At 68.7% G+C, this 24221-nt stretch carries 19 protein-coding genes; 7 read left to right on the top strand and 12 right to left on the bottom strand.

Translation table 11 applies throughout. The features are described 5' to 3' along the window. Window positions 1-32: 32 nt before the first annotated feature. Window positions 33-3791 (bottom strand): retention module-containing protein, encoded by a 3759-nt coding sequence (locus RA210_RS08935; protein WP_201486154.1) that lies wholly within the window; start codon window positions 3789-3791, stop codon window positions 33-35. A gap of 467 nt (window positions 3792-4258) precedes the next feature. On the opposite strand from RA210_RS08935, the gene RA210_RS08930 reads away from it, so the two are divergent. The 3 genes from RA210_RS08930 to RA210_RS08920 all read left to right on the top strand — a co-directional run bounded on the left by RA210_RS08930 (window position 4259) and on the right by RA210_RS08920 (window position 9182). Further along, window positions 4259-5611: a TolC family outer membrane protein gene (locus RA210_RS08930; RefSeq protein ID WP_136488474.1), complete on the top strand. Its 1353-nt coding sequence runs from the start codon at window positions 4259-4261 to the stop codon at window positions 5609-5611. Between the two features lie 78 nt (window positions 5612-5689). Beyond that, window positions 5690-7849 carry a type I secretion system permease/ATPase gene (locus RA210_RS08925; RefSeq protein WP_201486153.1) on the top strand — a complete coding sequence of 720 codons (2160 nt, stop codon included), beginning with the start codon at window positions 5690-5692 and terminating at the stop codon, window positions 7847-7849. Window positions 7850-7859: 10 nt separating this feature from the next. Continuing rightward, window positions 7860-9182, top strand: coding sequence for an HlyD family type I secretion periplasmic adaptor subunit (locus RA210_RS08920; protein ID WP_236574686.1), 1323 nt, complete (start codon window positions 7860-7862; stop codon window positions 9180-9182). A 6-nt stretch (window positions 9183-9188) separates the two neighbouring features. On the opposite strand, the gene RA210_RS08915 is transcribed toward RA210_RS08920, so the two are convergent. From RA210_RS08915 to RA210_RS08900, 4 genes are all read right to left on the bottom strand, one after another. After that, entirely contained in the window at window positions 9189-9785 is a 597-nt protein-coding gene (locus RA210_RS08915; RefSeq protein WP_201486152.1) for a tRNA-uridine aminocarboxypropyltransferase, read from the bottom strand. A 28-nt stretch (window positions 9786-9813) separates the two neighbouring features. Next, entirely contained in the window at window positions 9814-10758 is a 945-nt protein-coding gene (locus tag RA210_RS08910; protein ID WP_136488477.1) for a DMT family transporter, read from the bottom strand. Between the two features lie 82 nt (window positions 10759-10840). Beyond that, window positions 10841-12022, bottom strand: coding sequence for a vWA domain-containing protein (locus RA210_RS08905; protein ID WP_201486151.1), 1182 nt, complete (start codon window positions 12020-12022; stop codon window positions 10841-10843). A gap of 84 nt (window positions 12023-12106) precedes the next feature. Next, window positions 12107-12952, bottom strand: a complete 846-nt coding sequence (locus RA210_RS08900) for an AAA family ATPase (RefSeq protein ID WP_136488479.1) — start codon at window positions 12950-12952, stop codon at window positions 12107-12109. Between the two features lie 193 nt (window positions 12953-13145). Here RA210_RS08900 and cysK point away from each other — a divergent pair, with 193 nt between their 5' ends. Further along, a complete protein-coding gene (cysK, locus tag RA210_RS08895; protein WP_201486150.1) occupies window positions 13146-14120 on the top strand; it encodes a cysteine synthase A in 975 nt (324 codons plus the stop codon). Window positions 14121-14335: 215 nt separating this feature from the next. Beyond that, window positions 14336-14542: a cold-shock protein gene (locus RA210_RS08890; RefSeq protein WP_136488481.1), complete on the top strand. Its 207-nt coding sequence runs from the start codon at window positions 14336-14338 to the stop codon at window positions 14540-14542. A 63-nt stretch (window positions 14543-14605) separates the two neighbouring features. Here the strand turns inward: RA210_RS08890 and RA210_RS08885 are convergent, their stop codons facing one another. Continuing rightward, on the bottom strand, window positions 14606-15385 hold the full coding sequence (locus RA210_RS08885; protein ID WP_136488482.1) for a class II glutamine amidotransferase: 780 nt from the start codon (window positions 15383-15385) through the stop codon (window positions 14606-14608). 27 nt (window positions 15386-15412) lie between these two features. Further along, complete coding sequence (locus RA210_RS08880; protein WP_136488483.1) at window positions 15413-15844, bottom strand: MFS transporter; 432 nt, start codon at window positions 15842-15844, stop codon at window positions 15413-15415. A gap of 84 nt (window positions 15845-15928) precedes the next feature. Here RA210_RS08880 and RA210_RS08875 point away from each other — a divergent pair, with 84 nt between their 5' ends. Then, window positions 15929-17968, top strand: a complete 2040-nt coding sequence (locus RA210_RS08875) for a S9 family peptidase (protein WP_201486149.1) — start codon at window positions 15929-15931, stop codon at window positions 17966-17968. A gap of 55 nt (window positions 17969-18023) precedes the next feature. On the opposite strand, the gene RA210_RS08870 is transcribed toward RA210_RS08875, so the two are convergent. The 5 genes from RA210_RS08870 to rnd all read right to left on the bottom strand — a co-directional run bounded on the left by RA210_RS08870 (window position 18024) and on the right by rnd (window position 23042). After that, entirely contained in the window at window positions 18024-19427 is a 1404-nt protein-coding gene (locus tag RA210_RS08870; protein ID WP_201486148.1) for an APC family permease, read from the bottom strand. A gap of 388 nt (window positions 19428-19815) precedes the next feature. After that, window positions 19816-21039, bottom strand: a complete 1224-nt coding sequence (locus RA210_RS08865; RefSeq protein WP_201486147.1) for a hypothetical protein — start codon at window positions 21037-21039, stop codon at window positions 19816-19818. 49 nt (window positions 21040-21088) lie between these two features. Beyond that, on the bottom strand, window positions 21089-21538 hold the full coding sequence (locus RA210_RS08860) for a YcgN family cysteine cluster protein (protein WP_136488487.1): 450 nt from the start codon (window positions 21536-21538) through the stop codon (window positions 21089-21091). 83 nt (window positions 21539-21621) lie between these two features. Continuing rightward, window positions 21622-21915 carry a YcgL domain-containing protein gene (locus tag RA210_RS08855; protein ID WP_136488488.1) on the bottom strand — a complete coding sequence of 98 codons (294 nt, stop codon included), beginning with the start codon at window positions 21913-21915 and terminating at the stop codon, window positions 21622-21624. An 8-nt stretch (window positions 21916-21923) separates the two neighbouring features. Further along, complete coding sequence (rnd, locus tag RA210_RS08850; protein ID WP_136488489.1) at window positions 21924-23042, bottom strand: ribonuclease D; 1119 nt, start codon at window positions 23040-23042, stop codon at window positions 21924-21926. Window positions 23043-23187: 145 nt separating this feature from the next. Here rnd and RA210_RS08845 point away from each other — a divergent pair, with 145 nt between their 5' ends. Further along, a complete protein-coding gene (locus tag RA210_RS08845) occupies window positions 23188-24042 on the top strand; it encodes a sulfurtransferase (protein WP_201486146.1) in 855 nt (284 codons plus the stop codon). Window positions 24043-24221 lie beyond the last annotated feature (179 nt).

The following is a 24221-nucleotide window of genomic DNA, read 5'->3' as shown; positions in this document are numbered from 1 at the left end:
GGCGGTGAGCCGACCGGCGCGGGCGGGATGGCTCAGACGACCTTGAGCGAGCCGTCGTCGAGCATGGCGTGGATGATGCTGGCCTGGTCGGCGGAGCCGTAGGCCGTCGACAGGTTCACGCCGTCGAGCACGATGGTCTGGCTCGCCGGCAGCGGCCCGGCGCCGTCGGGGTTCACCGTGAGGGTGGTGCTGCTGCCGGTGGTGAGGGTCAGGTAACTGCCCAGCACGCTGGCCAGCTCCGACATGCCCAGCGACGGATCCAGGCCGGCAAGCAGATCGCTCAGGTCGAGGCTGTCCTGCCCCGGATCGAAGTCGGTGACATGGTCGACGCCGCTGTCCCCGGCGAGCCAGACGAAGGTATCGCTGCCCGCTCCGCCGCTCAGGGCGTCGTCGCCGGAACCGCCGATGAGCGTGTCGTCGCCGGCCATGCCGGCGAGGCGGTCGCTGCCGCCCAGCCCGATCAGCACGTTGTCGCCGGCGCTGCCGGTCAGCTCGTCGTCGTGCTGGGAGCCGATCAGGTTCTCCAGCCCGGTCAGGCGGTCCGTGCCGGCGCCGCCGGTATTCTGCGACTGCCCGATCAGACTTTCGCTCAGGCTGACCCGCACCCCGCTCGTGGCGCTGATGTAGCTGGCCGTATCGTTGCCGGCGCCGCCGATCAGCGTATCGTTGCCGGCGCCGCCGGCCAGGATGTCGTCGCCCGAGCCGCCGTCGAGCACGTCGTTGCCGGAGCCGCCGACGAGGATGTCGTCGCCGCTGTCGCCCTTGAGGGTGCTGCCGCCCTCGCGCCCGAGCAGGATCTCGTCGAGGTAGCTGCCGACCAGCACGCTGCCGGGATCGCGCTCCAGATGCACGTCGGCAGAACCCACCACGCTGCCGCCCAGACTAACCTCGTAGCTGAAGCTGCCCCCGTCGCGCTCGGTCTGCCCCCCCTCGATGAAGGTGATCGTGGAGCCGGCATCCAGCACCTGGCCGCCGCTGGCCGATGCGGCGATGGCCGCCAGGGCCAGCAGGTGGCTGTTGGGGCCGGTGTCGTTGGCCAGCAGCGCCCACTTGGGAATCGTCAGGCTGTCCGGCCCGGACTGGATCGGCACGTTGCTGAGCACGCGGTCGTCGCGCACCACCAGCGGCCCCGAGGCGGCATCGACGATCAGCGACAGGTTCGCGCCCGCCGTATCGCCATCGTTGTCGATCAGCACGTAGCCGATGTGCTCCCTGGCCGACTGGCCGACTCCGGCCGGCGGGGTGTAGACGAAGGCGCCATCGTCCATGTCGACCGCGAAGCGGCCGCCGGCGACGGTGGTGATGGTCAGGATGTGGCTGGCCGCATCGAAACTGCCGGCACCGGTCCCGCCGCTCACGCCTATGCTGCCGCCCCCGGCAGGCTGGTAGGTGTAGGTGACGCCGTCCACGGTCACCGACTGCACATGACCGCCATCGGCGCCGAAGCCGCCACCGCTGGTCAGGTTGCCGGCCAGCGACGCGGCCCGCACGCTGTCCACCAGGGTATCGCTGAGCTGGGCGAAGTCGGTGATGGTCTGGGCGTCGCTGCCCGCCCCGGCGGCGCCGTCGTAGGCGATCGGATCGAGCGCCGCCTCGGTCACCCCCGAGCCCATGCCCAGGGCATGCATGGTGATGCCGTTGGCCTCGAGGAAGTCGATCCAGGCGGCCTCCTCGGCGGCGGAGATGCCGACGCTGCCGGCCGGCAGCTTGGGAATGCCGTCGGACAGGAAGTAGCCGACGTTCTGCCCGTCGGGCAGCTTGCCGGCTTGCCCCCAGGCGCTGTTCATCACCGCCTGCAGGGCGGCGTCGTAGTTGGTCAGGTCGGAGTCCGACGGGTCGTCGATGGCCAGCACGGCGTCGATCGCCTCGTTGACGGATTGCCACTCGCTGCCCAGCACCTGCGCCGCGGAGCCGAAGATGACCACCTTGACCGCCACCTCACCCCGCGCCTCGTACTGCTCGAGCAGCTCGCAGATCGCCTGGCGGGCGGCCTCCAGGCGGTTGTAGCCGCCGAACTGGGCCGACTCGTTCATGCTGTCGGAAACGTCGAGGACGATCAGCAGGTTGGTCTTGTTGCTCAGGGTGTTCTGCTCGTGGGCCGCCTGGTCGACGGCGCTGGGACGGTCGTCGACGATCTCGATGGCGATCTGCGCGGGTGCGGACGCGGCCGTGCCGTCGGACACCTGCAGCTCGAACAGTTCGCGCTCGACACCGGGGCCGTCCGTGGTCGGCCCGCTCAGCTGGTAGAGGTAGCTGCCGGTACCGGTCGCCGCATCGTAGCCGGTGATGGTCAGGGTTCCGTAGCTGCCGGTGAACACATGGCCGGCCAGCTGGTCGATGGCGACGGTCTGGCCGTTGATGGTGACGCTGGCCAGATCGTCCAGGCCGTCCGCATCGCCCAGGCGGAAGGTGCCGCTGGCGAACTCGCCGTCGCCGGCAGCCGCCGAGCCGCCGGGCAATCCGGCCTCGTACACGCAGTCGGCGATGCCGCCGGGATTGCCCGGATCGACATCCACGGTCGGTCCGTCGTTGCTGCCGCGCAGGGTGATGGTCAGGGTGGCGCTGGCCGGGTCGCCATCGCCGTCCTGGATGCGGTAGGTGAAGCTCTCGCTGCGCACATCGCCCTCGCGCAGCGCCTGGGTCGCCGCCCGCGCATTGTCGAGGAGGAAGCTGTAGCTGCCGTCGGCGTTCAGCTGCAGCGTGCCGTACTGCGAGAGGACCGTCGACAGCGGATTGTCCCAGGCGACGAAGCTGTGCCCGTCCGCCCCCGGCTGGCCATTGGCATGCAGGTCGTTGTCGAGCACGCTGCCGGCCAGCGCATCCGTCGCGTTCTCGCGGATCTCGGGAGTATCGTCCACCGCGCGCGGAGCATCGTCGGCGATCGTCACGTCCAGCTGACGCTCCGCCGACATGTCGCCGGTACGGTCGATGACCCGCACGACGAAGCTCTCGCCGACCACGTCCATGCCGCCGCTCAGGCCGGCGCCGCCGAGGTGGAAGGCGGGGCCATCGAGGGTGTAGGTCCAGCGACCGTCGGCGGCGACCACCAGGGTGCCGTAGAGCCCCTGCACGCTGCCCCCCGCCGCCACGTTGACCCAGTTGCCACCGGCATCACGCACCTGCAGCGCCAGCACGCCATCCGGGGCATCCACCACGAAGCGCCCGTAGGCCGAAGTTTCCGCACTGCCCGCCTGGCTGCCCGCGGGCAGGCCGGACTCGTCCACCGCGGCCCGATCGATCAGTACCTGGGCGCTGGGATCGTCGAAGTATTCGATCTCGAGCGTGGGGATGGACGGCTCCGCCTGCGGGTCCTCCGCGGGAACCAGCTCCTCGGCCTGCAGCGGGACGAAGCTCAGCGGTCCGGTCGGGAAGCCGATTTCCGGGTCGACCCGGCCGGCGGTCTCGCCCAGCAGGACGAAGGAGATGCCGCCGCCCCCGGCCCCGCCAGCGTCGCCGCCGGGGCCCGCCGCCGGGGGCTCGGCGCTCAGCGTCGGGTCGGCGCCCGCCCTGATCGCCTGCTGCAGCTGCTCGACGCCGTTCGCCTCCTGCCCTGCCGCCTCCTCGGCGCCCCGCTCGCCCAGCAGCCGCGTGCTCAGCACCTGGCCGCTGTCACGTCCGAGAGTCAGTTCCCCGCCATTGGCCAGCCGCACGACCACCGCCCCCTCCGCGCCGGTCTGCAGCTGCTCGCCGGCGAACAGCCGGTCCCCCTCGACCAGCACCCGCTTGCCGCCCGTCGTTACCGCGAACGCCTCGCCGACCACCTGCCTGACGACCCCGATCAACCGTGCCATGAGTCCATCCTCCTGCAGCCACCGCCCAGCGGGGCCTGCCTGTAGCGCTGACAGTACGGGGAGGATGTCGCGAGCGAAGTCAGTCGAAACGGGGCAAAGCGGGGCGACACGGCAGCCGGCGAACGACGAAAAGCCGTCGCCCTCCTGGTTTCATCCGGATAGACCGGTCCCCCGCAATGGCAAGCTTCCCCCGGCTGGCGTCCTCGTGTTCCGCCCGTGCTTTCCGATCTGCATGGAACGGCGAATAGCTGCTTCCTGCAGATTGCCTTCTCCTAACAACCTTTGCCGGTTTCTCAGAAGACATCAGACCTTTTTTTCATATTTCTTATGAAAAACACTTCTGAGCAGATAGTCCCGGATGTTCTTTCATTCTTGAGTAGAACGACAAAGCGCCAGGCAGCAACGGAAGTCATAAATCTGGCGCACGACCATCAAGAGTGGACAGACACCAGCGGAAGGAGACACCCATGCGCCTCTCACCTAAGTGGGTCGGACTGCTGTTGGCAGCAGGGTTCAATCAGGTCTCGGCCATGACGCTCTCGGAAGCCATCCAGAGCACCATCGACAACCACCCGGAAATCCACGCCGCCAGCAACAGCCGCCTGGCTGCCGACGAGCAGCTCAAGGTCGCCAAGGGTGGCTACCTGCCGACCGTCGACATGCTGGCCAGCTACGGCCGCGAGCACACCGACAACCCGAGCACCCGCGCCTTCGGCGACCACAACACGGAAACCCTCAATGCACGCACCGCCGAGCTGCGCCTGCGGCAGATGCTGTTCGACGGCTTCAACACCCCCAACGAGGTCGCCCGCAGCGCGGCGGTAGTCGATTCGCGCGCCTACCGCCTGCTGGGTACCAGCGAGAGCCTGGCGCTGCGCACCGCGGAGGTGTACCTGGAGGTGCTCAAGCGCCGCGAGATGGTCGCCCTGGCCGAGAACAACCTGCAGGCGCACCGCCGCGTGCACGACCAGATCAGCATGCGCAGCCGCAGCGGCGTCGGCAGCAGCGCCGACCGCGACCAGTCGCAGGCGCGTCTGGCCCTGGCCGAGAACAACCTGTACACCGAGCAGGTCAACCTGGCCGATGCCGAAGCCAACTTCTTCAGCGTCGTCGGCCGCATGCCCGACGAGCTGAGCGCTCCGACCTCGATCCGCGGCCAGCTGCCGGACAGCGTGGCCAGCGCCCGCGACCGCGTGATGAGCAACAACCCGCTGCTCAAGTCGGCCCAGGCCGACGTGCAGGCCGCCGAGAAGCAGTACGAGGCCGCCAAGTCGCGCTTCTACCCGCGCTTCGACGTGGAGCTCGCCGGCAATGCCGACGACAATCGCCAGGGCGAGGAAGGCCACTACAACCGCTGGTATGCCGGCGTGACCATGAACTACAACCTGTTCAACGGCATGCGCGACAAGGCCCAGCTGCAATCCAGCGCGCACCAGATCAACGAGTCGATGGACATCCGCAACAACGCGTTGCGCCTGCTCAACGAGAACCTGATGCTGGCCTGGAACGCCATGGAGAACGCCCGCCTGCAAACGCCGCAGGCACGCGAGTACGCCGAGTCCAGCGCACGGGTGCGCGAGGCCTACCAGCAGCAGTTCTCCCTCGGCCAGCGCACCCTGCTCGACCTGCTCGACAGCGAAAACGAGCTGTTCACCGCCAACCGCCGCTATACCGAAGTCCGCTACACCGAGGAATTCTCGATGTACCGCGTGATCGCCTCCATGGGCGAGCTGCTGCGCCAGCAGAACGTAGTCCCGCCGAGCGAGGCCGTGGCCATCAACGAGGTGCAGAGCCAGGCGCGCCTCCCCACCCTGAAATAAGCCGGTGCCGGCGACCGGCAGCTGGCTGTCGGTCGCCCGTCTCGACAATCACTGGAAGTCGCCCGGGGGGCCACCACCATGACCATCATGGAACGGGTCGGCAATGCCGAAGGTCCGCAGCACGATCACGACGACCCGCTGCTGGACGGACTGGCGATCCTCTGCAGGCTGCACGACCGACCGCTCAACCGCGCCAGCCTGCGCGCCGGCCTGCCGCTGCCCGGGCAGCGCCTGAACGCCGAACTGCTGCCCCGCGCCGCGGCCCGCGCCGGCCTGCAGGCCCGCCTGCTGCGCCGGCCGCTGGACGGCATCGCCGCACTCAACCTGCCGGTACTGCTGCTGCTGCGCGATGGCCGCAGCGCCGTGCTGCGCCAGTGGGGCGCGGACGGCCGGGCGCTGATCCTGCCCAGCGAAGCGGACGGCGGCGAGCAGTGGCTGGAGCGCGAGCAACTGGCCGCCGACTACGCCGGCCTGGCGCTGTTCGCCCGCCCCCGCCACGAACTCGAGGAACTGCGCGAGCCGCTGGTTCCGCGGGTGCAGTCGTGGTTCCGCGATACCCTCAGGCTGTCGCGCTGGCTGTACACCGACGCCATGTTCGCCAGCCTGCTGATCAACCTGCTCGGCCTGGCCGTGCCGCTGTTCGTCATGCAGACCTACGACCGGGTGGTGCCGAACCAGGCGCTGTCGACCCTGTGGGTGCTGACCGCCGGCCTGCTGCTCGCCACCCTGTTCGAGCTGCTGCTGCGCGTGCTGCGCTTCCGCCTGCTCGACATCGCCGGCAAGAAGACCGACGTGGTGCTCTCCGCCACCCTGTTCGAACGCATCGCCGGCATGGCCATGAAGGCCCGCCCGGCCAGCATCGGCGGCTTCGCGCAGAGCATCCACGACTTCCAGGGCCTGCGCGAATTCCTCACCGCGGTGACCCTGACCAGCCTGATCGACCTGCCCTTCGCCCTGCTGATGCTGCTGGTGATCGGCCTGCTCGGCGGCCCCCTGGTGATCGTCCCGCTGCTCGCCTTCCCGCTCACCGCACTGTTCGCCTTCATCGTCCAGCGCCGCCTGCGCGATACCGTGCAGCGCAGCCTGACGCTGGGCGCCGAACGCCAGGCACTGCTGATCGAGACCCTCGGCGGCCTGGAAACCCTGAAGAGCTGCGGCGCCGAGGGCGAGCGCCAGCACCAGTGGGAGCACACCCACGGCGCCCTCACCCGCCTCGACGGCCATGCCCGCCTGCTCTCCGCGGTGGCGCTCAACGGCACCCTGTTCCTCCAGCAGCTCGCCGGACTGGCGCTGATCGTCGCCGGCGTGTACGCCATAGTCGCCGGCCAGCTCAGCGTCGGCGCGCTGGTCGCCTGCTACATGCTCAACGGCCGGATCATGGCGCCGCTCGGGCAGATCGCCAGCCTGATCACCCGCTACCAGCAGGCCCAGCTGACCATGAAGAGCACCGACGCGCTGATGGCCCTGCCGCAGGAGCGCGCCAGCCGCCAGCGGCCGCTGGAGCACACCCGCCTGCACGGTGCGCTGGAGCTGCGCCAGGTGAACTTCGCCTACCCGGAGCAGGGCCAGCCGGCCCTGCATGGCCTGTCGCTGCGCATCGCCGCCGGCGAGAAGGTCGGCATCATCGGCCGCAGCGGCTCGGGCAAGAGCACCCTGGCGCGCCTGCTGATGGGGTTCTACGCACCGGACGAGGGGCAGATCCTGTTCGACGGCCTCGACCAGCGCCAGGTCGACGTGGCCGACCTGCGCCAGCAGATCGGCTACGTCGCCCACGATCTGCCGCTGCTCGCCGGCACCCTGCGCAGCAACCTGACCCTGGGCGCCCGCCACGTCAGCGACGAGCGCCTGCTCGAGGTCGCCGAGCTGACCGGCGCCGCCGACCTGGCCCGCCAGCATCCGCAGGGCTTCGAGCGTCCGGTAGGCGAGCGCGGCCAGCTGCTCTCGGCCGGCCAGCGCCAGGCGGTGCTGCTGGCCCGTGCCCTGCTGCTCGATCCGCCGATCCTGCTGCTCGACGAGCCCACCAGCTCGATGGACAACGCCAGCGAGGAAGCGCTGCGCGCCCGCCTGCGCGACTGCTGTCGCGACAAGACCCTGCTGCTGGTCACCCACCGGCCGGCCATGCTCGGCCTGGTCGACCGCCTGATCGTGCTCGACGGCGGCCGGCTGGTCGCCGACGGCCCGCGCGATGCGGTCATCGAAGCCTTGCGCAAGGGCCGCGTCGGCCCGCTGACGGTTTGAGGAGGCGCCCATGCACCTGTCGCGGATGGCCGAACCGGCCTTCATGCCCGAAGTCCAGGGCGCCCTGAGCGAAGACGCCAGCGCCCTGACCCGCCTGACCGTGTGGCTGATCGGCGGCCTGCTGCTGGCGGCCCTGGTCTGGGCGCACTTCGCCGTGCTCGACGAGGTCACCACCGGCGAGGGCAAGGCGATCCCCTCCAGCAAGGTGCAGACCATCCAGAACCTGGAGGGCGGCATAGTCGCCGAGATCTTCGTGCGCGAAGGTCAGGTGGTGGACAAGGGCGATCGCCTGCTGCGCCTGGACGACACCCGCTTCGTCTCCAACATGGGCGAGACCGAGGCCGACCGTCTGGCTCTGCTCGCCCGCGTCGAACGCCTCGGCGCCGAGGCCGAGGGCCGCGAGCTGCAGCTGCCGGCGGAAATCGCCGAGGGCGCGCCCGGTCTGGCCGCCGACGAGCTGGCGCTGTTCCGCTCGCGTCAGCAGGGGCTGGCCAGCGAGGTGACCATCCTCAACGAGCAGTTGCGGCAGAAGACCCAGGAGCTGGCCGAGTTCCGCGCCAAGGCGCAGCAGTACCGCGCCAGCCTGGGGCTGATCCAGAGCGAGCTGCAGATGTCCGAGCCGCTGGTCAAGAGCGGCGCCATCTCCCAGGTCGAGATCCTGCGCCTGCGCCGCAGTGCGGTGGAGATCCGCGGCGCGCTGGAGGCCACCAACCTGGCCATCCCGCGCGCCGAGGCCGCGGCCAAGGAGGTCGAGGGCAAGATCGCCGACGCGCAGCTGAAATTCCGCACCGCGGCGCTCAAGGAACTCAACGAGGCGCGTACCGAGCTGAGCAAGATCACCGCCAGCAGCGCCGCCATCGAGGACCGGGTCAACCGCACCGGGGTGGTGTCGCCGGTGCACGGCATCGTCAAGCAGCTCAAGGTCAACACCATCGGCGGCGTGGTGCAGCCGGGCAGCGACCTGCTGGAAATCGTGCCGCTGGAGGACAGCCTGCTGATCGAGGCGCGCATCCGCCCGCAGGACGTGGCCTTCCTCCATCCGGGGCAGGAGGCGATGGTCAAGTTCACCGCCTATGACTACACCATCTACGGCGGCCTCAAGGCCCGCCTGGAGATGATCGGCGCCGACACCATCGCCGACGAGGACGGCAACAGCTTCTACCCCATCCAGTTGCGCACCGAGAGAAGCCACCTGGGCAGCGCCGAAAAACCGTTGCTGATCATCCCCGGCATGGTCGCCAACGTCGACATCATCACCGGGCAGAAGAGCGTGCTCGACTACCTGCTCAAGCCGGTGCTCAAGGCGCGCGCCGAGGCGCTGCGCGAACGCTGACGCCCGTCACTCGCGCAGGTGGTTGCGCCGGTAGGTGTCCTCGCCCATGGCGGCGATCTGCGCATCGATCAGCGCCTCGAACGGGCGCAGCAGGGCGTCGAAGCGCCCCGCCCCTTCCAGCGCGTTCAGGCAGTGCACGATGGCCTCGACGGTGGACAGCGCGCCCGGCCCCGGCGCCTTGCGCAACCGGTAGCGGCTGACCAGGCCGTCCGGCAGGCTCAACCGCGGCAGCGCCGCCAGCCAGGGATTGCAGTGCAGGATGCGCCGCGCCTTGCGCCAGGTGCCGTCCGGCACGATCAGCAGCCGCTCCCCGGCACCCGCCGCCGTATCCAGCCCGTCGACGCAGCGCGCGCCCTCGCCGGGAAACAGCAGCCAGGCCTCGGCGCCGGCCAGTTCGCTCTCCAGTTCGGCAAAGCGCTCGCCGACGCGCAGCTCGGCATTGCTCAGGCCGAAGGCGGCCAGCCGCGCGGTGTTCAGCGCATGGCGCACCTCGTCCGGGTGCTGCAGGATCAGCACCCGGGTACGGTTGTCGAGATGGGGGATCAGCGGGCACAGGCAATGGCTCTGCGGCCGCAGGCAGCGGGGGCATCGGTCTCGGGACATGCGCGCATTGTCGCACGCCCCGCCGCGCTCAGCCCAGCGGCTGGCGCGCCGGCTCGCGGCCCAGCACGCGGCGCCACCAGCCGTCGGCGCTGACCATGCTGATCCCCAGCAGCACCAGCACTCCGCCGCCGACGAAGAAGGCGTCGATGCCCTCGTCGAGCAGCCAGACACCGAACAGCACGCCGAACAGCGGGGTCATGAAGGAGAACACCCCCAGGCGCGAGGCCAGGTAGCGGCGCAGCAGCCAGAACCAGGTGAGGAAGGCGACGAAGGACACCAGCACGCTCTGGTACAGCAGGCTGCCCCACACCACCGGGGTGAAACGCGCGCCGTCCACATGGCCAGCGAGCCAGGCCAGCGGGATCAGCAGCAGGGCCGCGCAGAGCAGTTGGTAGAGCAGGGTCTTGGCCGGCGCTGCCCGCGCCAGGCTGGTGCAGCGCACCACCACCGTGGTCAGCCCCCAGAACAGTCCGGCCAGCAGCCCCAGGGCGTCGCCCAGCAGCATCCCGCGGGAGATGCCCTGCTGCAGGGCGCCGGCGCCGAAGGCGATCACGATGCCGGCGAAGGCCAGGCCGATGCCCAGCCACTGCAGGCGACGCAGCCGCTCGCTGGGCAGGGTGAGATGCAGGCCGAGGGCGGCGAAGATGGGCGCGGTGTACAGCAGCACCACCATGTGCGAGGCGCTGGTGAAGCGCAGTCCCTCGGCGACGAACAGGAACTCCAGGGCGAACAGCATCCCGGCCAGCAGACCGGGGCCCAGGGTGCCGTCGCCGAGGGCGAGGGGCTGGCGCCTGGCGAGCATGAGCAGGGACACCAGCACGGCGGCCACCAGGGAACGCAGGCCGATCTGCAGCACCGGCGCCATGTCCGGCGCGGCCAGCTTGATCGCCACCTGCTGCAGTCCCCAGATGCAGCACAGCACCACCATCAACTGGATGGCCAGGCCATCCAGCCCCTGTCGCGTATCCGACATCTCTTCACTCCCGAAAAAACGAAACGGCCCGCGGCGACGTGCGCGGACCCGGTCTGAGCGGAATCCAGGCCATTGCCTGCATTCAGTTGGCGGCCAGAAAGTGCATGCCCTCCTCCAGCCCGGCCGGGGTGAGCGGGTACATGCGCTCCTGCACCAGCTCGCGGACCAGCGCCGTGGAAGTGCTGTACTTCCAGGCATCCTGCGGGTAGGGGTTGATCCAGATGAGCTTCTTGTAGGTTTCCATGAAGCGCTGCATCCACACGAAACCCGGTTCCTCGTTCCAGTGCTCGACGCTGCCGCCGGCATGGGTGATCTCGTAGGGGCCCATGGAAGCGTCGCCGACGAACACCACCTTGTAGTCCGGGCCGTACTTGTGCAGCAGGTCGTGGGTGGCGATGCGCTCGCCGTGGCGGCGCTGGTTGTCCTTCCACACCGACTCGTAGACGAAGTTGTGGAAATAGAAGTGCTCGAGGTGCTTGAACTCGCTGCGGCAGGCGGAGAACAGCTCCTCGCACACCTTGACGTAGGCGTCCATCGAGCCGCCGATGTCGAGCAGCAGCAGGAGCTTCACCGCATTGCGCCGCTCGGGGCGCATGCGGATGTTGAGCAGACCGGCATCGCGCGCGGTGTGCTCGATGGTGCCGTCGAGATCGAACTCCTCGGCCGCGCCCTCGCGGGCGAAGCGGCGCAGACGGCGCAGGGCCAGCTGCAGGTTGCGCGAGCCGAGTTCGGCCTGGTCGTCCAGGTTGCGGTACTGGCGCTGCTCCCAGACCTTGGCCGCCCGCCCCTGGCGCTCGCCGGCGTCGCCGATGCGGATGCCCTCGGGGTGATACCCGCCCGAGCCGAACGGGCTGGTGCCGCCGGTGCCGATCCACTTGTTGCCGCCGGCGTGGCGCTCCTTCTGCTCGGCCAGGCGCTGCTTGAACGCCTCGAGCAGCGCATCGAGGCCGCCCAGGCTCTTCAGCTGCGCCCTGTCCTCCGGACTCAGGAAACGCTCGAACTCCTTGCGCAGCCAGTCCTCGGGGATCAGCGCCTGCAGCGCCGCGTCGAGGTCGGCGAGGCCCTGGAAGTAGGCGGCGAAGGCGCGGTCGAACTTGTCGAAATGCCGCTCGTCCTTCACCAGGGTGGTACGCGCCAGGAAGTAGAAGGCGTCCAGATCGGCGAACACCACCTGGCGCTGCAGCGCCTCGAGCAGGTCGAGCAGCTCGCGCAGCGATACCGGCACCTTCGCCGCGCGCAGCTCGTTGAACAGGTTGAGCAGCATTTCTATGCCCCCGGAGAAAACCGTAGGGTGGGCAGCCGCGCAGCGTTGCCCACCGGTGAAAAACCGCGTTGCGGGCTTTCCACACTACCGCCCGGCACGGCGGCTCATGAACGCCAGGCGCTCGAGCAGCATCACGTCCTGTTCGTTCTTCACCAGCGCACCGGCCAGCGGCGGGATGGCCTTGGTCGGATCGCGCTCGCGCAGCACCGCCTCGCCGATCTGGTCGGCCATCAGCAGCTTGAGCCAGTCGACCAGTTCCGAGGTCGACGGCTTCTTCTTCAGCCCCGGCACCTTGCGGATGTCGAAGAAGATCTCCAGCGCCTCCTGCACCAGCTCCTGGCGGATGCCGGGGAAGTGCACGTCGACGATCTTCTGCAGGGTGGCGCGGTCGGGGAAGGCGATGTAGTGGAAGAAGCAGCGGCGCAGGAAGGCGTCCGGCAGCTCCTTCTCGTTGTTGGAGGTGATGATGATGATCGGCCGCTGCGTCGCCCGGATCGTCTCGCCGGTCTCGTAGACGAAGAACTCCATGCGATCGAGTTCCTGCAGCAGGTCGTTGGGGAACTCGATGTCGGCCTTGTCGATCTCGTCGATCAGCAGCACCACCCGCTCGCCGGCTTCGAAGGCCTCCCACAGCTTGCCCTTCCTGATGTAGTTGCGCACGTCGTGGACCTTGTCCACGCCCAGCTGCGAATCGCGCAGGCGGCTCACCGCGTCGTACTCGTAGAGTCCCTGGTGGGCCTTGGTGGTCGACTTGATGTGCCAGGTGATCAGCCGGGTGCCCAGCGCCTCGGCCAGCTGCTCGGCGAGCAGGGTCTTGCCGGTGCCCGGCTCGCCCTTGACCAGCAGCGGGCGCTGCAGGGTGATGGCGGCGTTGACCGCCAGCTTGAGGTCGTCGGTGGCGACGTAGGAAGCGGTGCCTTCGAACTTCATCGGAAATGTCTCTCGTGAGATGCGCGGCCGGCCCTGCGGCGGCCAATTCCCGACTATAGCGCGAGGGAAAGCGGCCTGTGAACGCCGCAGTGCCCAGGACTGGTGCAGGCGTGCGCCTGGCGCCGCTGGACGCCTCCTCGGCGACGGCATAGGCTGTTGCGGTTCAGCTTTCCATCGGAGGAGAAGGCCCGACATGAGCCGCATCTACGCAGACAACGCCCAAGCCATCGGCAATACGCCGCTGATCCGCATCAACCGTCTCGGCCCGCAGGGCGTGACCATCCTGGCCAAGAACGAGGGCCGCAACCCGGGCTACTCGGTGAAGTGCCGGATCGGCGCCAGCATGATCTGGGAGGCCGAGCAGAGCGGCCGGCTCAAGCCGGGGATGGCCATCGTCGAGCCGACCTCGGGCAACACCGGCATCGGCCTGGCCTTCGTCGCCGCCGCCAAGGGCTACCGGCTGATCCTGACCATGCCGGCCTCGATGAGCCTGGAGCGGCGCAAGGTGCTCAAGGCACTCGGCGCCGAACTGGTGCTGACCGAGCCGGCCAAGGGCATGAAGGGCGCCATCGACAAGGCCAGCGAGATCGCCAGCTCCGATCCGGCCCAGTACCTGCTGCTGCAGCAGTTCGAGAACCCGGCCAACCCGGCGATCCATGAGCAGACCACCGGCCCGGAAATCTGGAACGACACCGACGGCGCCATCGACGTGCTGGTGGCCGGCGTCGGCACCGGCGGCACCATCACCGGGGTGTCGCGCTACATCAAGAACACCATGGGCAAGCCGATCCTCTCGGTGGCCGTGGAGCCGACCGGCTCGCCGGTGATCAGCCAGACCCTGGCAGGCGCCGAGGTCAAGCCCGCACCGCACAAGATCCAGGGCATCGGCGCCGGCTTCGTGCCGAAGAATCTCGACCTGTCGCTGGTCGATCGCGTCGAGCAGGTCGGCGACGACGAGGCCAAGGCCATGGCCCTGCGCCTGATGCGCGAGGAAGGCATCCTCTGCGGCATCTCCTGCGGCGCGGCCATGGCCGCCGCGGTGCGCATCGCCCAGGAGCCCGCCATGCAGGGCAAGACCATCGTGGTGATTCTCCCCGACTCCGGCGAGCGCTACCTGTCGACCATGCTGTTCGACGGCCTGTTCGGCGAGCAGGAGCTGCAGCAGTAAGGCGTCACGAGCAGCCGGCCGCGATTTGTCGCGGCCGGACAAAAAAGTGTTTGCCATGCCGGACGGGAACGGGCAAAGTGAAGTCGTTGGTCAAGGCGGAATACGTCAGCTGTAAACGCACTGAATCAGTACGTCAGTCCGTCATTCTCGACATCTTGATTCCACACCCAGGGACTCCGGTCCAGCAACAAATCAACACCTAGGAATTGCACGAAATGGCAACTGGCACTGTTAAGTGGTTCAACGACACCAAAGGTTTCGGTTTCATCAAGCCGGACGACGGTGGTGACGATCTGTTCGCCCACTTCTCCGAAATCCGCGCTCAGGGCTTCAAGACCCTGGCCGAGAACCAGAAAGTGTCCTTCGACGTGACCACCGGCCCGAAGGGCAAGCAAGCTTCCAACATCCAGGTCATCGGCTGATCCGCTGATCCAGATGTGAAAAACCCGGCTCTCGAGCCGGGTTTTTTTGTGCCTGCGATTCGCTCAGCTTTCGACCTGGCCGCTCGCCAGCAGTTCGCCGCGGCGCCACAGCTTCCACTGCCCGGACTGGTAGCGTCCCCAGTTCTCGTTGGCCGTCAGCGGCTCGGTGGCGATCACCGTGACCACGTCATCGGGCGAGGTTTCCGCCTGGAAGTCCACCGCCACGTCGGCATCCTTGAGCTGCGCCGGGCCGAAGGGCGCGCGGCGGGTGATGTGCGCCAGCTTGGTGGAGCAGAAGCTGAACAGCCAGTCGCCATCGCTGAGCAGGGTGTTGAATACGCCGAGGCGGCGATAGCCGGCACAGGCCTCGACCAGGATCGGCAGCAACTGCTCCACTTCCACGGGCTCGGGAAAAGCACCACGCACCCGATTGAGCAGATCGCAGAAGGCCGCCTCGCTGTCGGTATCGCCCACCGGCCGGTAGAAGTCGGTCAGTGGCACGAGTCCGGCCAGTTGACCGTTGTGGGCGAAGCACCAGTTGCGCCCCCACAGTTCGCGCACGAACGGATGGGTGTTGGCCAGACTGACCTTGCCGACATTGGCCTGGCGGATGTGGCCGATCACGACCTCGCTCTTGATCGGGTAGCGCTGCACCAGCCGCGCCACCTCCGACTCGCTGCTCGCCTGCGGGTCCTGGAACAGGCGCAGGCCGCGGCCCTCGTAGAAGGCGATGCCCCAGCCGTCGCGGTGCGGCCCGGTGCGCCCGCCGCGCTGCATCAGCCCGGTGAAGCTGAAGACGATGTCGGTCGGCACGTTGGCGCTCATGCCCAGCAGTTCGCACATGATCGACTCTCCCTGGCAATGCGGCCCTTACAACCTGGGTTCGCGACGCTCGCCGCCGCCCTGCTGCGCCAGTACCTCGGCGAGGGTCGGCTCGCGTGCCGCCTCGGCGGCGGCCTGGCGCGCCCGCCGGCGGCGCTGCAGCGGCCAGCGGATGGCGACGAACACGAAGTACAGGACGAAGGCGGCCATGCCGAAGGTGGCCAGGTCGGTGACCGCGCGCCAGACATTGCTGCCGGTATCGAACAGCAGGTCCAGCGCGCTGATAGCGATGGCGGGCGCATACAGGTCGCGCAGCGGGTCGACCAGGGTCGGGGTGAACAGCAGCACCGCCATGATCACCCGCAGCGGCTCGCGCAGGGCGCGCCACATCCAGCCGGTCATGCGGAAGCCAACCGCCAGCGCGGCCAGCGCGGCGACGCCGTACACGGCCCAGGCGAGGAGATAGTCTTGTTCGGTCATCGGTGCATGGCAGCGGCGGAATCAGGGCGCTTATGATAGCGGCTTTTCCCCGGAGCCGCGCGCCAGACGCGGCTGGAGTAGCCGATGTCCACCACCCCGCCCATCGCCCGCCGCCAGGACGGCGCCGATCCCTACGCCTGGCTGGAGCAGCGCGACGACGCCGAAGTGCTTGCCTACCTGCACGCCGAGAACGCCTGGCTGGAGGAGCAGCTGGCCGATACCACCGAGCTGCGCGAACAGCTGTTCGAGGAGATCCGCGCGCGCATCCGCGAGACCGACCTGTCGCTGCCGACGCCCTGGGGCCCCTGGCTGTACTACCAGCGCACCACCGCCGGCGAGGAGTATCCGCGCCACTACCGCTGCCCGCTCCCGGCCGACGGCTCGCTGGTCGTCGACGAAAGCGCCGAGCAGCTGCTGCTCGACCCCAACGCACTGGCCGGCGACGGCTACCTGGCCATCGGCGCCTTCAGCATCAGCCCCGACCACTGCCGCCTGGCCTACAGCCTGGACACCCAGGGCGACGAGGTCTATGAGCTTTTCGTCAAGGAGCTGGCCAGCGGCGACATCACCGCCCTGCCCTTCGACGACTGCGACGGCAGCATGACCTGGGCCAACGACAGCCGCACGCTGTTCTTCGGCGAGCTGGACGACACCCACCGGCCGCACAAGCTGTACCGCCACCGCCTGGGCGAGGACGGCGCCGAACTGGTGTTCGAGGAGCGCGACGGGCGCTTCTTCCTCGGCTGTCACCGTTCCAGCTCCGAGCGCCAGCTGATCCTGCTGCTGGCCAGCAAGACCACCAGCGAGGCCTGGGTGCTGGATGCCGAGCGGCCGGACGGCACCTTCCAGTGCCTTGCCCCGCGCGAGGAAGGCCACGAGTACTACCCCGACCACGGCCAGGTCGACGGCCAGTGGAGCTGGGTGATCCGCAGCAACCAGGCGGGCATCAACTTCGCCCTGTACCGCGCCACGGAGTCCGCGCCGACCCGCGAACACTGGCAGGAGCTGGTCCCCCACCGAGCCGAACTGATGCTCGAGGAGGTCAGCCTGAACGCCGGCGCCCTCACCCTCGGCCTGCGCGACAACGGCCTGCCGGTGATCGAGGTGCTGCCGCGCGGCGGTGCGCCCTACCGGGTGCAGCTGCCGGACGCCGCCTACAGCCTGCACGTCTACGACCACCTGGAGTTCGACAGCCCGGTGATCCGCCTGCGCTACGAGGCGCTCAACCGCCCGGCGCAGATCCGCCAGCTGGAGCTGGCCACCGGCGCGCAGACAGTGCTCAAGCAGACCCCGGTGGAAGGCCCGTTCGACGCCGACGCCTACGAGAGCCGGCGCATCTGGGCCACCGCCGCTGACGGCACTCGGGTACCGGTCAGCCTGGTCGGTCGCCGCGAGGTGCTCGAAGGCCGGCGCCCGGCGCCGCTGTACCTGTACGGCTACGGCGCCTACGGCGAGAGCCTCGACCCCTGGTTCTCCCACGCGCGGCTGTCCCTGCTGGAGCGCGGCTTCCTGTTCGCCATCGCCCATGTGCGCGGCGGCGGCGAGCTGGGCGAGGCCTGGTACCAGGCCGGCAAGCTCGCGCACAAGCAGAACACCTTCGGCGACTTCATCGCCTGCGCCGAGCGACTGATCGCCGACGGCTATACCACGCCAGGACAGTTGGCGATCAGCGGCGGCAGCGCCGGCGGCCTGCTGATCGGTGCGGTGCTCAACCAGCGCCCGGAGCTGTTCGCCGCGGCCATCGCCGAGGTGCCCTTCGTCGACATCCTCAACACCATGCAGAACCCCGAACTGCCGCTGACGGTGACCGAATACGACGAGTGGGGCGACCCGAACGAGCCCGAGGTCTACCAGCGCATCCGGGCCTACGCCCCCTACGAGAACGTCACCGCCCAGGCCTATCCGGCGCTCCTCGCCGTGGCCGGCTACCACGACAGCCGCGTGCAGTACTGGGAAGCAGCCAAGTGGGTGGCCAGGCTGCGGGCGAGCAAGACCGACGACCGCCTGCTGCTGCTCAAGACCGAGTTCGACGCCGGCCACGGCGGCATGAGCGGCCGCTACCAGGCGCTGCGCGACGCGGCGCTGGAGTACGCCTTCCTGCTCAAGGTGCTGAAGCTGGGCTGACCGGGCAAATGCAGGAAGGGGCGCCGAGGCGCCCCTTCCTGCATGCGGCTGTCGATCAGGACAGCTCGCGCGCCATCACCTGCGCGCTGTGGTGCACGCCGTAGCGGCGGCGCGAGTAGACATACAGGGCCAGGCCGATGCTCATCCAGGCGACGAACAGCGCCCACTCCACCGGCACCAGCGCCGACGGGCTGAACGGCATGTACATGGCCGCCATGGCGATGCTCAGCAGCACGGCCACCACGCCGACCAGCATGCCGCCACGCACCTTGAACGGGCGCGGCATGTGCGGCTCGCGCACGCGCAGCACCACGAACGACAGGGCGACGAACAGGTAGGCGATGACGATGGCCAGGCTGCCGGCGTCGACGAACCACACCAGCGCCTTGCGCCCCAGCAGCGGCGCGGCGGTGCTGAGCATGCCGATCAGCAGGATGGCGTTGGTCGGGGTCTTGTAGCGCGGATGCAGCTTGGCCAGGAAGGCCGGCAGCATGCCGGCATGGGCCAGCGCGTAGATCGCCCGGCTGCCGCCGATGTAGAAGGCGTTCCAGCTGGTGACGATGCCGGCGACACCGGCCAGGATCATCAGCTTGGCGGCCCAGGGCGCACCATAAATGGTCCCCATCGCCTGCGGCACGGTCAGCACGTCGGCACTGATGGCGCCGGCCGGGATCGCCAGGCTGACGCCAAGGATGATCAGCGCATAGAAGGCCACGGCCATCAGCACCGAGAAGATCAGCATCTTGCCGATCTCGCGCGGCGGCAGGTTGACCTCCTCGGCCGCTTGGGGGATCACGTCGAAGCCGACGAACATGAACGGCACCATCATCAGCACGGTGAGCACCCCGGCGCTGCCACCGACCAGCAGCGGGTCCATGTTGCCGGTTTCACCCTCGAACAGCGCGCCGGTGATGAACATCACACCGACGGCGAGGATCAGCACCGTCACCACCTTCTGGATCAGCGAGGCGGTCTGCACGCCGAAGTAGTTGACCGCGGTCATTATGATCGAGCCGAGCATGCCGACCGCCACCCAGGAGGCCATCACGTCCCAGCCCGCCACCGTCCACAGGTAGCCGACCTGATAGCCGGGAATCAGGTTGTCGAGCACGGTGGGCAGGGCCACCGCCTCGAAGGCCACCACCGAGACGTAGCCCAGCACGATGGCCCAGGTACACACGAAGGAAGCGAAGTGGCCGAGGGCACGGTAGCTGTAGACGTGCTCGCCGCCCGATTGCGGCATGGCTGCGGCGAGTTCGGCGTAGGTCAGGCCGATCAGCACGATGGCCAGACCGCCGAGGAGGAAGGCGAGGATCGAGCCGAGGCTGCCGGCGGACTGGATCCAGCTGCCGGTCAGCACGATCCAGCCCCAGCCGATCATCGCGCCGAACGACAGGGCCAGGACTTCCTTGCGCCCGAGCACGCGGGCAAAGCTGGTGGTGCGGTTATCAACGCTCATCGTATTTCCTACCTCCATAAGCAGGCTCTGTTGTTCTTGAGCGTAAAAATAAATGCACGAAGCATTCCAACTTTTCGAACACGACTGTAAAGAAAACCGCTACACCCAGAAAACCGCGGCGCAGACCCCATCCGCGCCATCGTCCGGGAAAATTTCTTGATGATCAGTGCATTATCGATAGCTACCGAAGCACACACGGCGTTACCAGCGGTGACACGTCGTGCAGCATTTCAGTGCTCCCGATCAGCATTCTGCACAATCGGGAGGCACAACATGCCGCAAGGCGTTCAATGAATCGCACAGGCTTTCCGGCAGCCAAGACAAACAGGCCCCGCGCCTGCGCGCGGAGCCTGTCCTGGAGAAAACAACAAGCGGGGGAAGTGCGCGGTCAGCGCAACAGGCGGGTGTCCAGCACCTTCGACGGGCCGCCCAGCACGCTCTCGCTGATCTGCACGAAGTCCTCGGTGCTGGCCTTGTCCAGGCGCATCAGCCCGCGGGTCACGTCGTCCAGCGAACGCTGGCCGCCGCTGGCCTTGCGGATCTCGGCGTCGAGATCCTGCAGCAGCAGCACCGCCCGCGCCGTCACCGGTCCACTGGCCCGCTCGCCGCGCAGAGAGCTCACCTTGCGGCTCCAGCGGGTCAGCTGCTCGCGGATCTTCTGGTAGCGGTCCTCGCTCAGCCCGCCGGCGCGACGCATCAGCTCGATGGCGTAGTACTCGGCGACGCCCTCGGTGATCCAGTCGCTGCGGTCGGTGTCGCTGATGCGACTGAACACGTGGGCCAGCTCGTGCACCAGCGAGCTGGTGCCGTTCTCGCTGACCAGCGGGCGGTCGCGGTGCATGTACAGCGAGTTGGGCGCGGACAGACCGCCGCGCCACATCGGATCGCCGGCGCCGACGATCAGCAGCTTGTCCGGCTCGCGCGGGAAAACCGCCTGGGCATGAGGCCAGACGAAGGTCAGCAGGGTGAGGATGTCCATGCGCCGCACGCCCTCGCCCACCGGTGCCGCCACGGTGACGTCGGTCTTGCCGAGGACGGCGCGGCGGCTGCCGAGCTTGCCGGCGAGAATCCAGCCGGTGGGGCGGTCGAACAGGCGCGCCGGGTTGTCGATGCGGAAGCGATTCTTGCCGATGCGCGGCCAGCCGGTCTCGACGCTCCGCCAGCCCTCGGGCAGCTCGAACTGCAGGCGGCTGACCAGCTCGACGCCGGACTCCACGTCGATCTTCGCCGACGGAACCAGATCGTCGCCGCGCAGCAGCGCCCAGTCCGGGGTCATGCGCGCGTCGAAGCGGCCGTTGTCACGCGGATGGCTGATCTTCACCCGGTAGCTGAGCTGGGCCCTGCCCTCCTGCGGGCGCCAGATGCCACGCTCGGGGCCGGTCTGCTGCCATTCGCCCTGGGCCTGGAAATCGCTGTAGTAGCCCTGATCGCCCAGGCTGAAGTCGAGGTACCTGAGCGCCTCGCCGCGCTCCAGGGTGACGGTGACCTCGGCCTGATCGCTGTCCGGCAGGAAGCGCACCCGGTAATCGACGTCGATGCGCTGCGCCGCCGGCAGCGACGCGGACAATCCCAGCAGCAGTGCAGCCAAGGGCAGCTTGAAGCGTTGAAACATGGCAGGTTCTCCTTTGCTGCGGGATTGGATGCCACCGGCCCCGACAGGTTCAGCCGGCGCGAAAAATCAGGTGCTCCTCCCAGTCGTCCTCGGCGACGCTCGTTTCGCTGAGCATGCGTCCGGCCTGGGAGATGCGCGCGTCGTGCACCGCCTGCGGGTCGCCGCAGACCAGATGATGCCAGGGCAGCAGGTCCTTGCCCTCGGCCACCAGCCGGTAGGCGCAGGTGGGCGGCAGCCAGCGGAACTGGTCGGCCTGCTCGGGAGTGAGCTGGATGCAGTCGGGTACGAAACGCTTGCGCTCGGCATAGTCGCTGCAGCGGCAGGTATCGAGGTCGAGCAGCTTGCAGGCGATGCGGGTGTAGTAGACGCTGCCGTCGTCCTCGTCCTCGAGCTTCTGCAGGCAGCACAGGCCGCAGCCGTCGCACAGCGATTCCCACTCGTCACGGTCGAGCTGGGCGAGGGTCTTGAGTTTCCAGAAGGATTCGGTCTTGGCGGCCATGGCGGGACTCCGTGCGGGGGGCGGCAGTCTAGCCGCACGCCGGTCGCCGGCCAAGCGGCGGCGCGACCGGCGGAAAACCGGGTTCAGACCGGGTCGTTGCGGCGCAGCAGCTCTTCCGGGAGGTGCTCGATGTACTCCTCCTCCGGCGGCGGCATCTGCAGGTGGTAGCCCTGCCGCTCGATGTTTTCCAGCACCTTGGCCGCATCCTCGCGGGCCAGCTTGCGCTCGGCGGTGAGCAGCATGTCGAACACGTGCTGCGGAGCGCCGAACGCGCTGAGCAGCGCCTCGGGCACCCGGGCCAGCGCCTCGCGCTTGTCGACATACAGGTACATCTCGCGCTTGCGCGGACTCTTGTAGATGGAGCAGATACGTTTCATCGGCGATCTCAGGACAGGGTATCGAGCAGCGCCTGGCCCATCAGGGCCCGGCGCCAGCCACGCAGGGAATCGGGCAGCGAATAGGGACCGGACGGGTAGCCGGTCTTGAGCAGGGCCTCGAGCACCTTCTTGCGCAGCATCAGTTCGGGGACGATCTGCAGGCGCTCGGCCTCGCGCTGACCGACCGCGCGCAGCTTCTTCAGCAGCGGCGATACCTCCAGCGGCAGCGGCTCAGGCAACTGCGCCGGCCACTGCTCGGCCGGCTGCGCGGCCGCCTCGGCGATCAGGCGCAGGATGGTCTCGCCGTCCTGGCGCACGGTGCGCGGATGCATGTCCTCGATGCGCGCCAGGGTCACCAGGTCGCGCGGCTGGGTGCGCGCCAGCGGCCACAGCGAACGCTCGCGCAGGATGCGGTTGCGCGGCTGGTCGCGCTGGCGCGCCTGCTCCTCGCGCCAGGCGCAGAGGGCTCGCAGCACGGCCAGCTGCTGGCCGTTCAGGCGCCAGGCCAGCTTGACCTCGCGCCAGGCCTCCTGCGGATCGTGCACCTCGCGCTGGCCGGCGATCAGTTCGGCGCCGTCCTCGAGCAGCCAGGCACGCTTGTCGGCGGGCAGTCGGCGCTCCAGCTCGCGATAGACCTCGCACAGATGCTGCACGTCCTCGGCGGCGTAGCGCACCTGCATCTCGCTGAGCGGGCGCTGCAGCCAGTCGGAGCGGGTTTCATCCTTGGGCAGCTCGAGGCCGAGCAGCTCCTTGACCAGCCGCGAGTAGCCCATCGAGAAGCCGATGTTCAGGTAGCCGGCGGCGATCTGGGTGTCGAACAGCGGCTGCGGCTGGCTGCCGGTCAGGCGCTGGAACACCTCGAGGTCCTCGCTGCACGAATGCAGCACCTTGACCACCGCGGGATCCTCGAGCAGCGCGGCGAAGGATGTCCAGTCGGTGATGCGCAGCGGGTCGATCAGCCAGGCGGCCTCGCCATCGCCCACCTGCACGAGCGCGGCGATCGGGTAGAAGGTGTCCACCCGCATGAACTCGGTATCCAGCGTCACGAAGGGCCGCGTGCGCCACTCCCGGCAACGGTCGGCGAGGGTCGCATCATCCAGGATCCAGCGGATATCGATAGCGGGCACGGGGCTCTCCTGCAAAAGAGCGCAGTATAACGCGCAGGGCGGCGAATCGCGTGGGAATCCCCTGCGCAGCGCGTCTGCCGCGGGTTAAGCTGGGCCCGTTCGCGGGCCATGCCCGGCCCGCCCGCACCCCATGAGGAGCCACCGGATGTCGCTCGCCCGCCTGATCACCCCCGAGGCCCTGGCCCAACACCTGGGCCGGTCCAAGCTGAGGATTCTCGACTGCCGCTTCGCCCTGGAAGACCCCGGCTACGGCCGCCGCGCACACGCCGCCGGCCACCTCCCCGGCGCCTGCTTCGCCGACCTCGAGGAGGATCTGTCCGCTCCCGTGGTAGCTGGACGCACCGGCCGCCATCCGCTGCCCGATCCGCAGCGGCTGTGCCGGCGCCTGCGCGACTGGGGCGTCGACGACGACAGCGAGATCGTGTTGTACGACGACGGTCCGGGCGCGTTCGCCGCGCGCGCCTGGTGGCTGCTGCTGTGGCTGGGCAAGCGCGAAGGCGTGTACCTGCTCGACGGCGGCCTGAACGCCTGGCGCGACGCCGGCCTGCCGCTGGAGCACGAACAGCCGCAACCGCCGCTCGGCCATTTCGAAGGGCAAGCGGACAACGACCTGGTGGTGGAGAGTGACGCGCTGCTGAGTCGACTCGCCGATCCGCAGCTGACCCTGCTGGACGCGAGGGGCCTGCCGCGCTTCAGGGGCGAAGTCGAACCCATCGACCCGGTCGCCGGCCACATCCCCGGCGCCCAGTGCGCCCCATTCATCGACAACCTGGACAGCCATGAGCGCTTCCTGCCGGCCGAAGCCCTGCGCCAGCGCTTCGCCGCCCTGCTCGGCAGCCGCCCGCAGGAACGACTGGTGGCCTACTGCGGCTCCGGGGTGACCGCCTGCCACAACCTGTTTGCCCTGTGCCTCGCCGGCTTCCCGCTGGGCAAGCTGTATGCAGGCTCCTGGAGCGAGTGGATCACCGACCCGAGCCGTCCCGTGATCCGCGAGTGCTGATGGCGTCCCGTTCGCCCTATCGGCACAGGGCGTCGGCCGCAGGCAAAAACCGCAGACAAAAAAAAGGGCGGGGTATGACCCCCGCCACTCTTTGTTCCCTATCACCTTCCTGGTGAGCCGCCTCCGGCGGTGTCCTGACCGGCTTCCATGCCGGCTGCGTTCTTCCCTGTCCGCAGTTG

The sequence above is a fragment of the Pseudomonas sp. OF001 genome, assembly GCF_904426495.1.
Taxonomy (GTDB): Bacteria; Pseudomonadota; Gammaproteobacteria; order Pseudomonadales; family Pseudomonadaceae; genus Geopseudomonas.
The sequence above is the reverse complement of the archived record's forward strand: the minus strand, read 5'-3'. Positions and strand labels throughout refer to the sequence as shown.

Coding starts and splice junctions, on each gene's coding strand:
- RA210_RS08915 (WP_201486152.1), bottom strand. CDS start 9,785: ATGTCCCGAGACCGATGCCCCCGCTGCCTGCGGCCGCAGAGCCATTGC.
- RA210_RS08845 (WP_201486146.1), top strand. CDS start 23,188: ATGTCGCTCGCCCGCCTGATCACCCCCGAGGCCCTGGCCCAACACCTG.
- RA210_RS08930 (WP_136488474.1), top strand. CDS start 4,259: ATGCGCCTCTCACCTAAGTGGGTCGGACTGCTGTTGGCAGCAGGGTTC.
- RA210_RS08875 (WP_201486149.1), top strand. CDS start 15,929: ATGTCCACCACCCCGCCCATCGCCCGCCGCCAGGACGGCGCCGATCCC.
- RA210_RS08890 (WP_136488481.1), top strand. CDS start 14,336: ATGGCAACTGGCACTGTTAAGTGGTTCAACGACACCAAAGGTTTCGGT.
- RA210_RS08910 (WP_136488477.1), bottom strand. CDS start 10,758: ATGTCGGATACGCGACAGGGGCTGGATGGCCTGGCCATCCAGTTGATG.
- RA210_RS08865 (WP_201486147.1), bottom strand. CDS start 21,039: ATGTTTCAACGCTTCAAGCTGCCCTTGGCTGCACTGCTGCTGGGATTG.
- RA210_RS08920 (WP_236574686.1), top strand. CDS start 7,860: ATGCACCTGTCGCGGATGGCCGAACCGGCCTTCATGCCCGAAGTCCAG.
- RA210_RS08905 (WP_201486151.1), bottom strand. CDS start 12,022: ATGCTGCTCAACCTGTTCAACGAGCTGCGCGCGGCGAAGGTGCCGGTA.
- RA210_RS08900 (WP_136488479.1), bottom strand. CDS start 12,952: ATGAAGTTCGAAGGCACCGCTTCCTACGTCGCCACCGACGACCTCAAG.
- RA210_RS08880 (WP_136488483.1), bottom strand. CDS start 15,844: ATGACCGAACAAGACTATCTCCTCGCCTGGGCCGTGTACGGCGTCGCC.
- RA210_RS08855 (WP_136488488.1), bottom strand. CDS start 21,915: ATGAAACGTATCTGCTCCATCTACAAGAGTCCGCGCAAGCGCGAGATG.
- cysK (WP_201486150.1), top strand. CDS start 13,146: ATGAGCCGCATCTACGCAGACAACGCCCAAGCCATCGGCAATACGCCG.
- RA210_RS08860 (WP_136488487.1), bottom strand. CDS start 21,538: ATGGCCGCCAAGACCGAATCCTTCTGGAAACTCAAGACCCTCGCCCAG.
- RA210_RS08885 (WP_136488482.1), bottom strand. CDS start 15,385: ATGTGCGAACTGCTGGGCATGAGCGCCAACGTGCCGACCGACATCGTC.
- RA210_RS08870 (WP_201486148.1), bottom strand. CDS start 19,427: ATGAGCGTTGATAACCGCACCACCAGCTTTGCCCGCGTGCTCGGGCGC.
- RA210_RS08935 (WP_201486154.1), bottom strand. CDS start 3,791: ATGGCACGGTTGATCGGGGTCGTCAGGCAGGTGGTCGGCGAGGCGTTC.
- RA210_RS08925 (WP_201486153.1), top strand. CDS start 5,690: ATGACCATCATGGAACGGGTCGGCAATGCCGAAGGTCCGCAGCACGAT.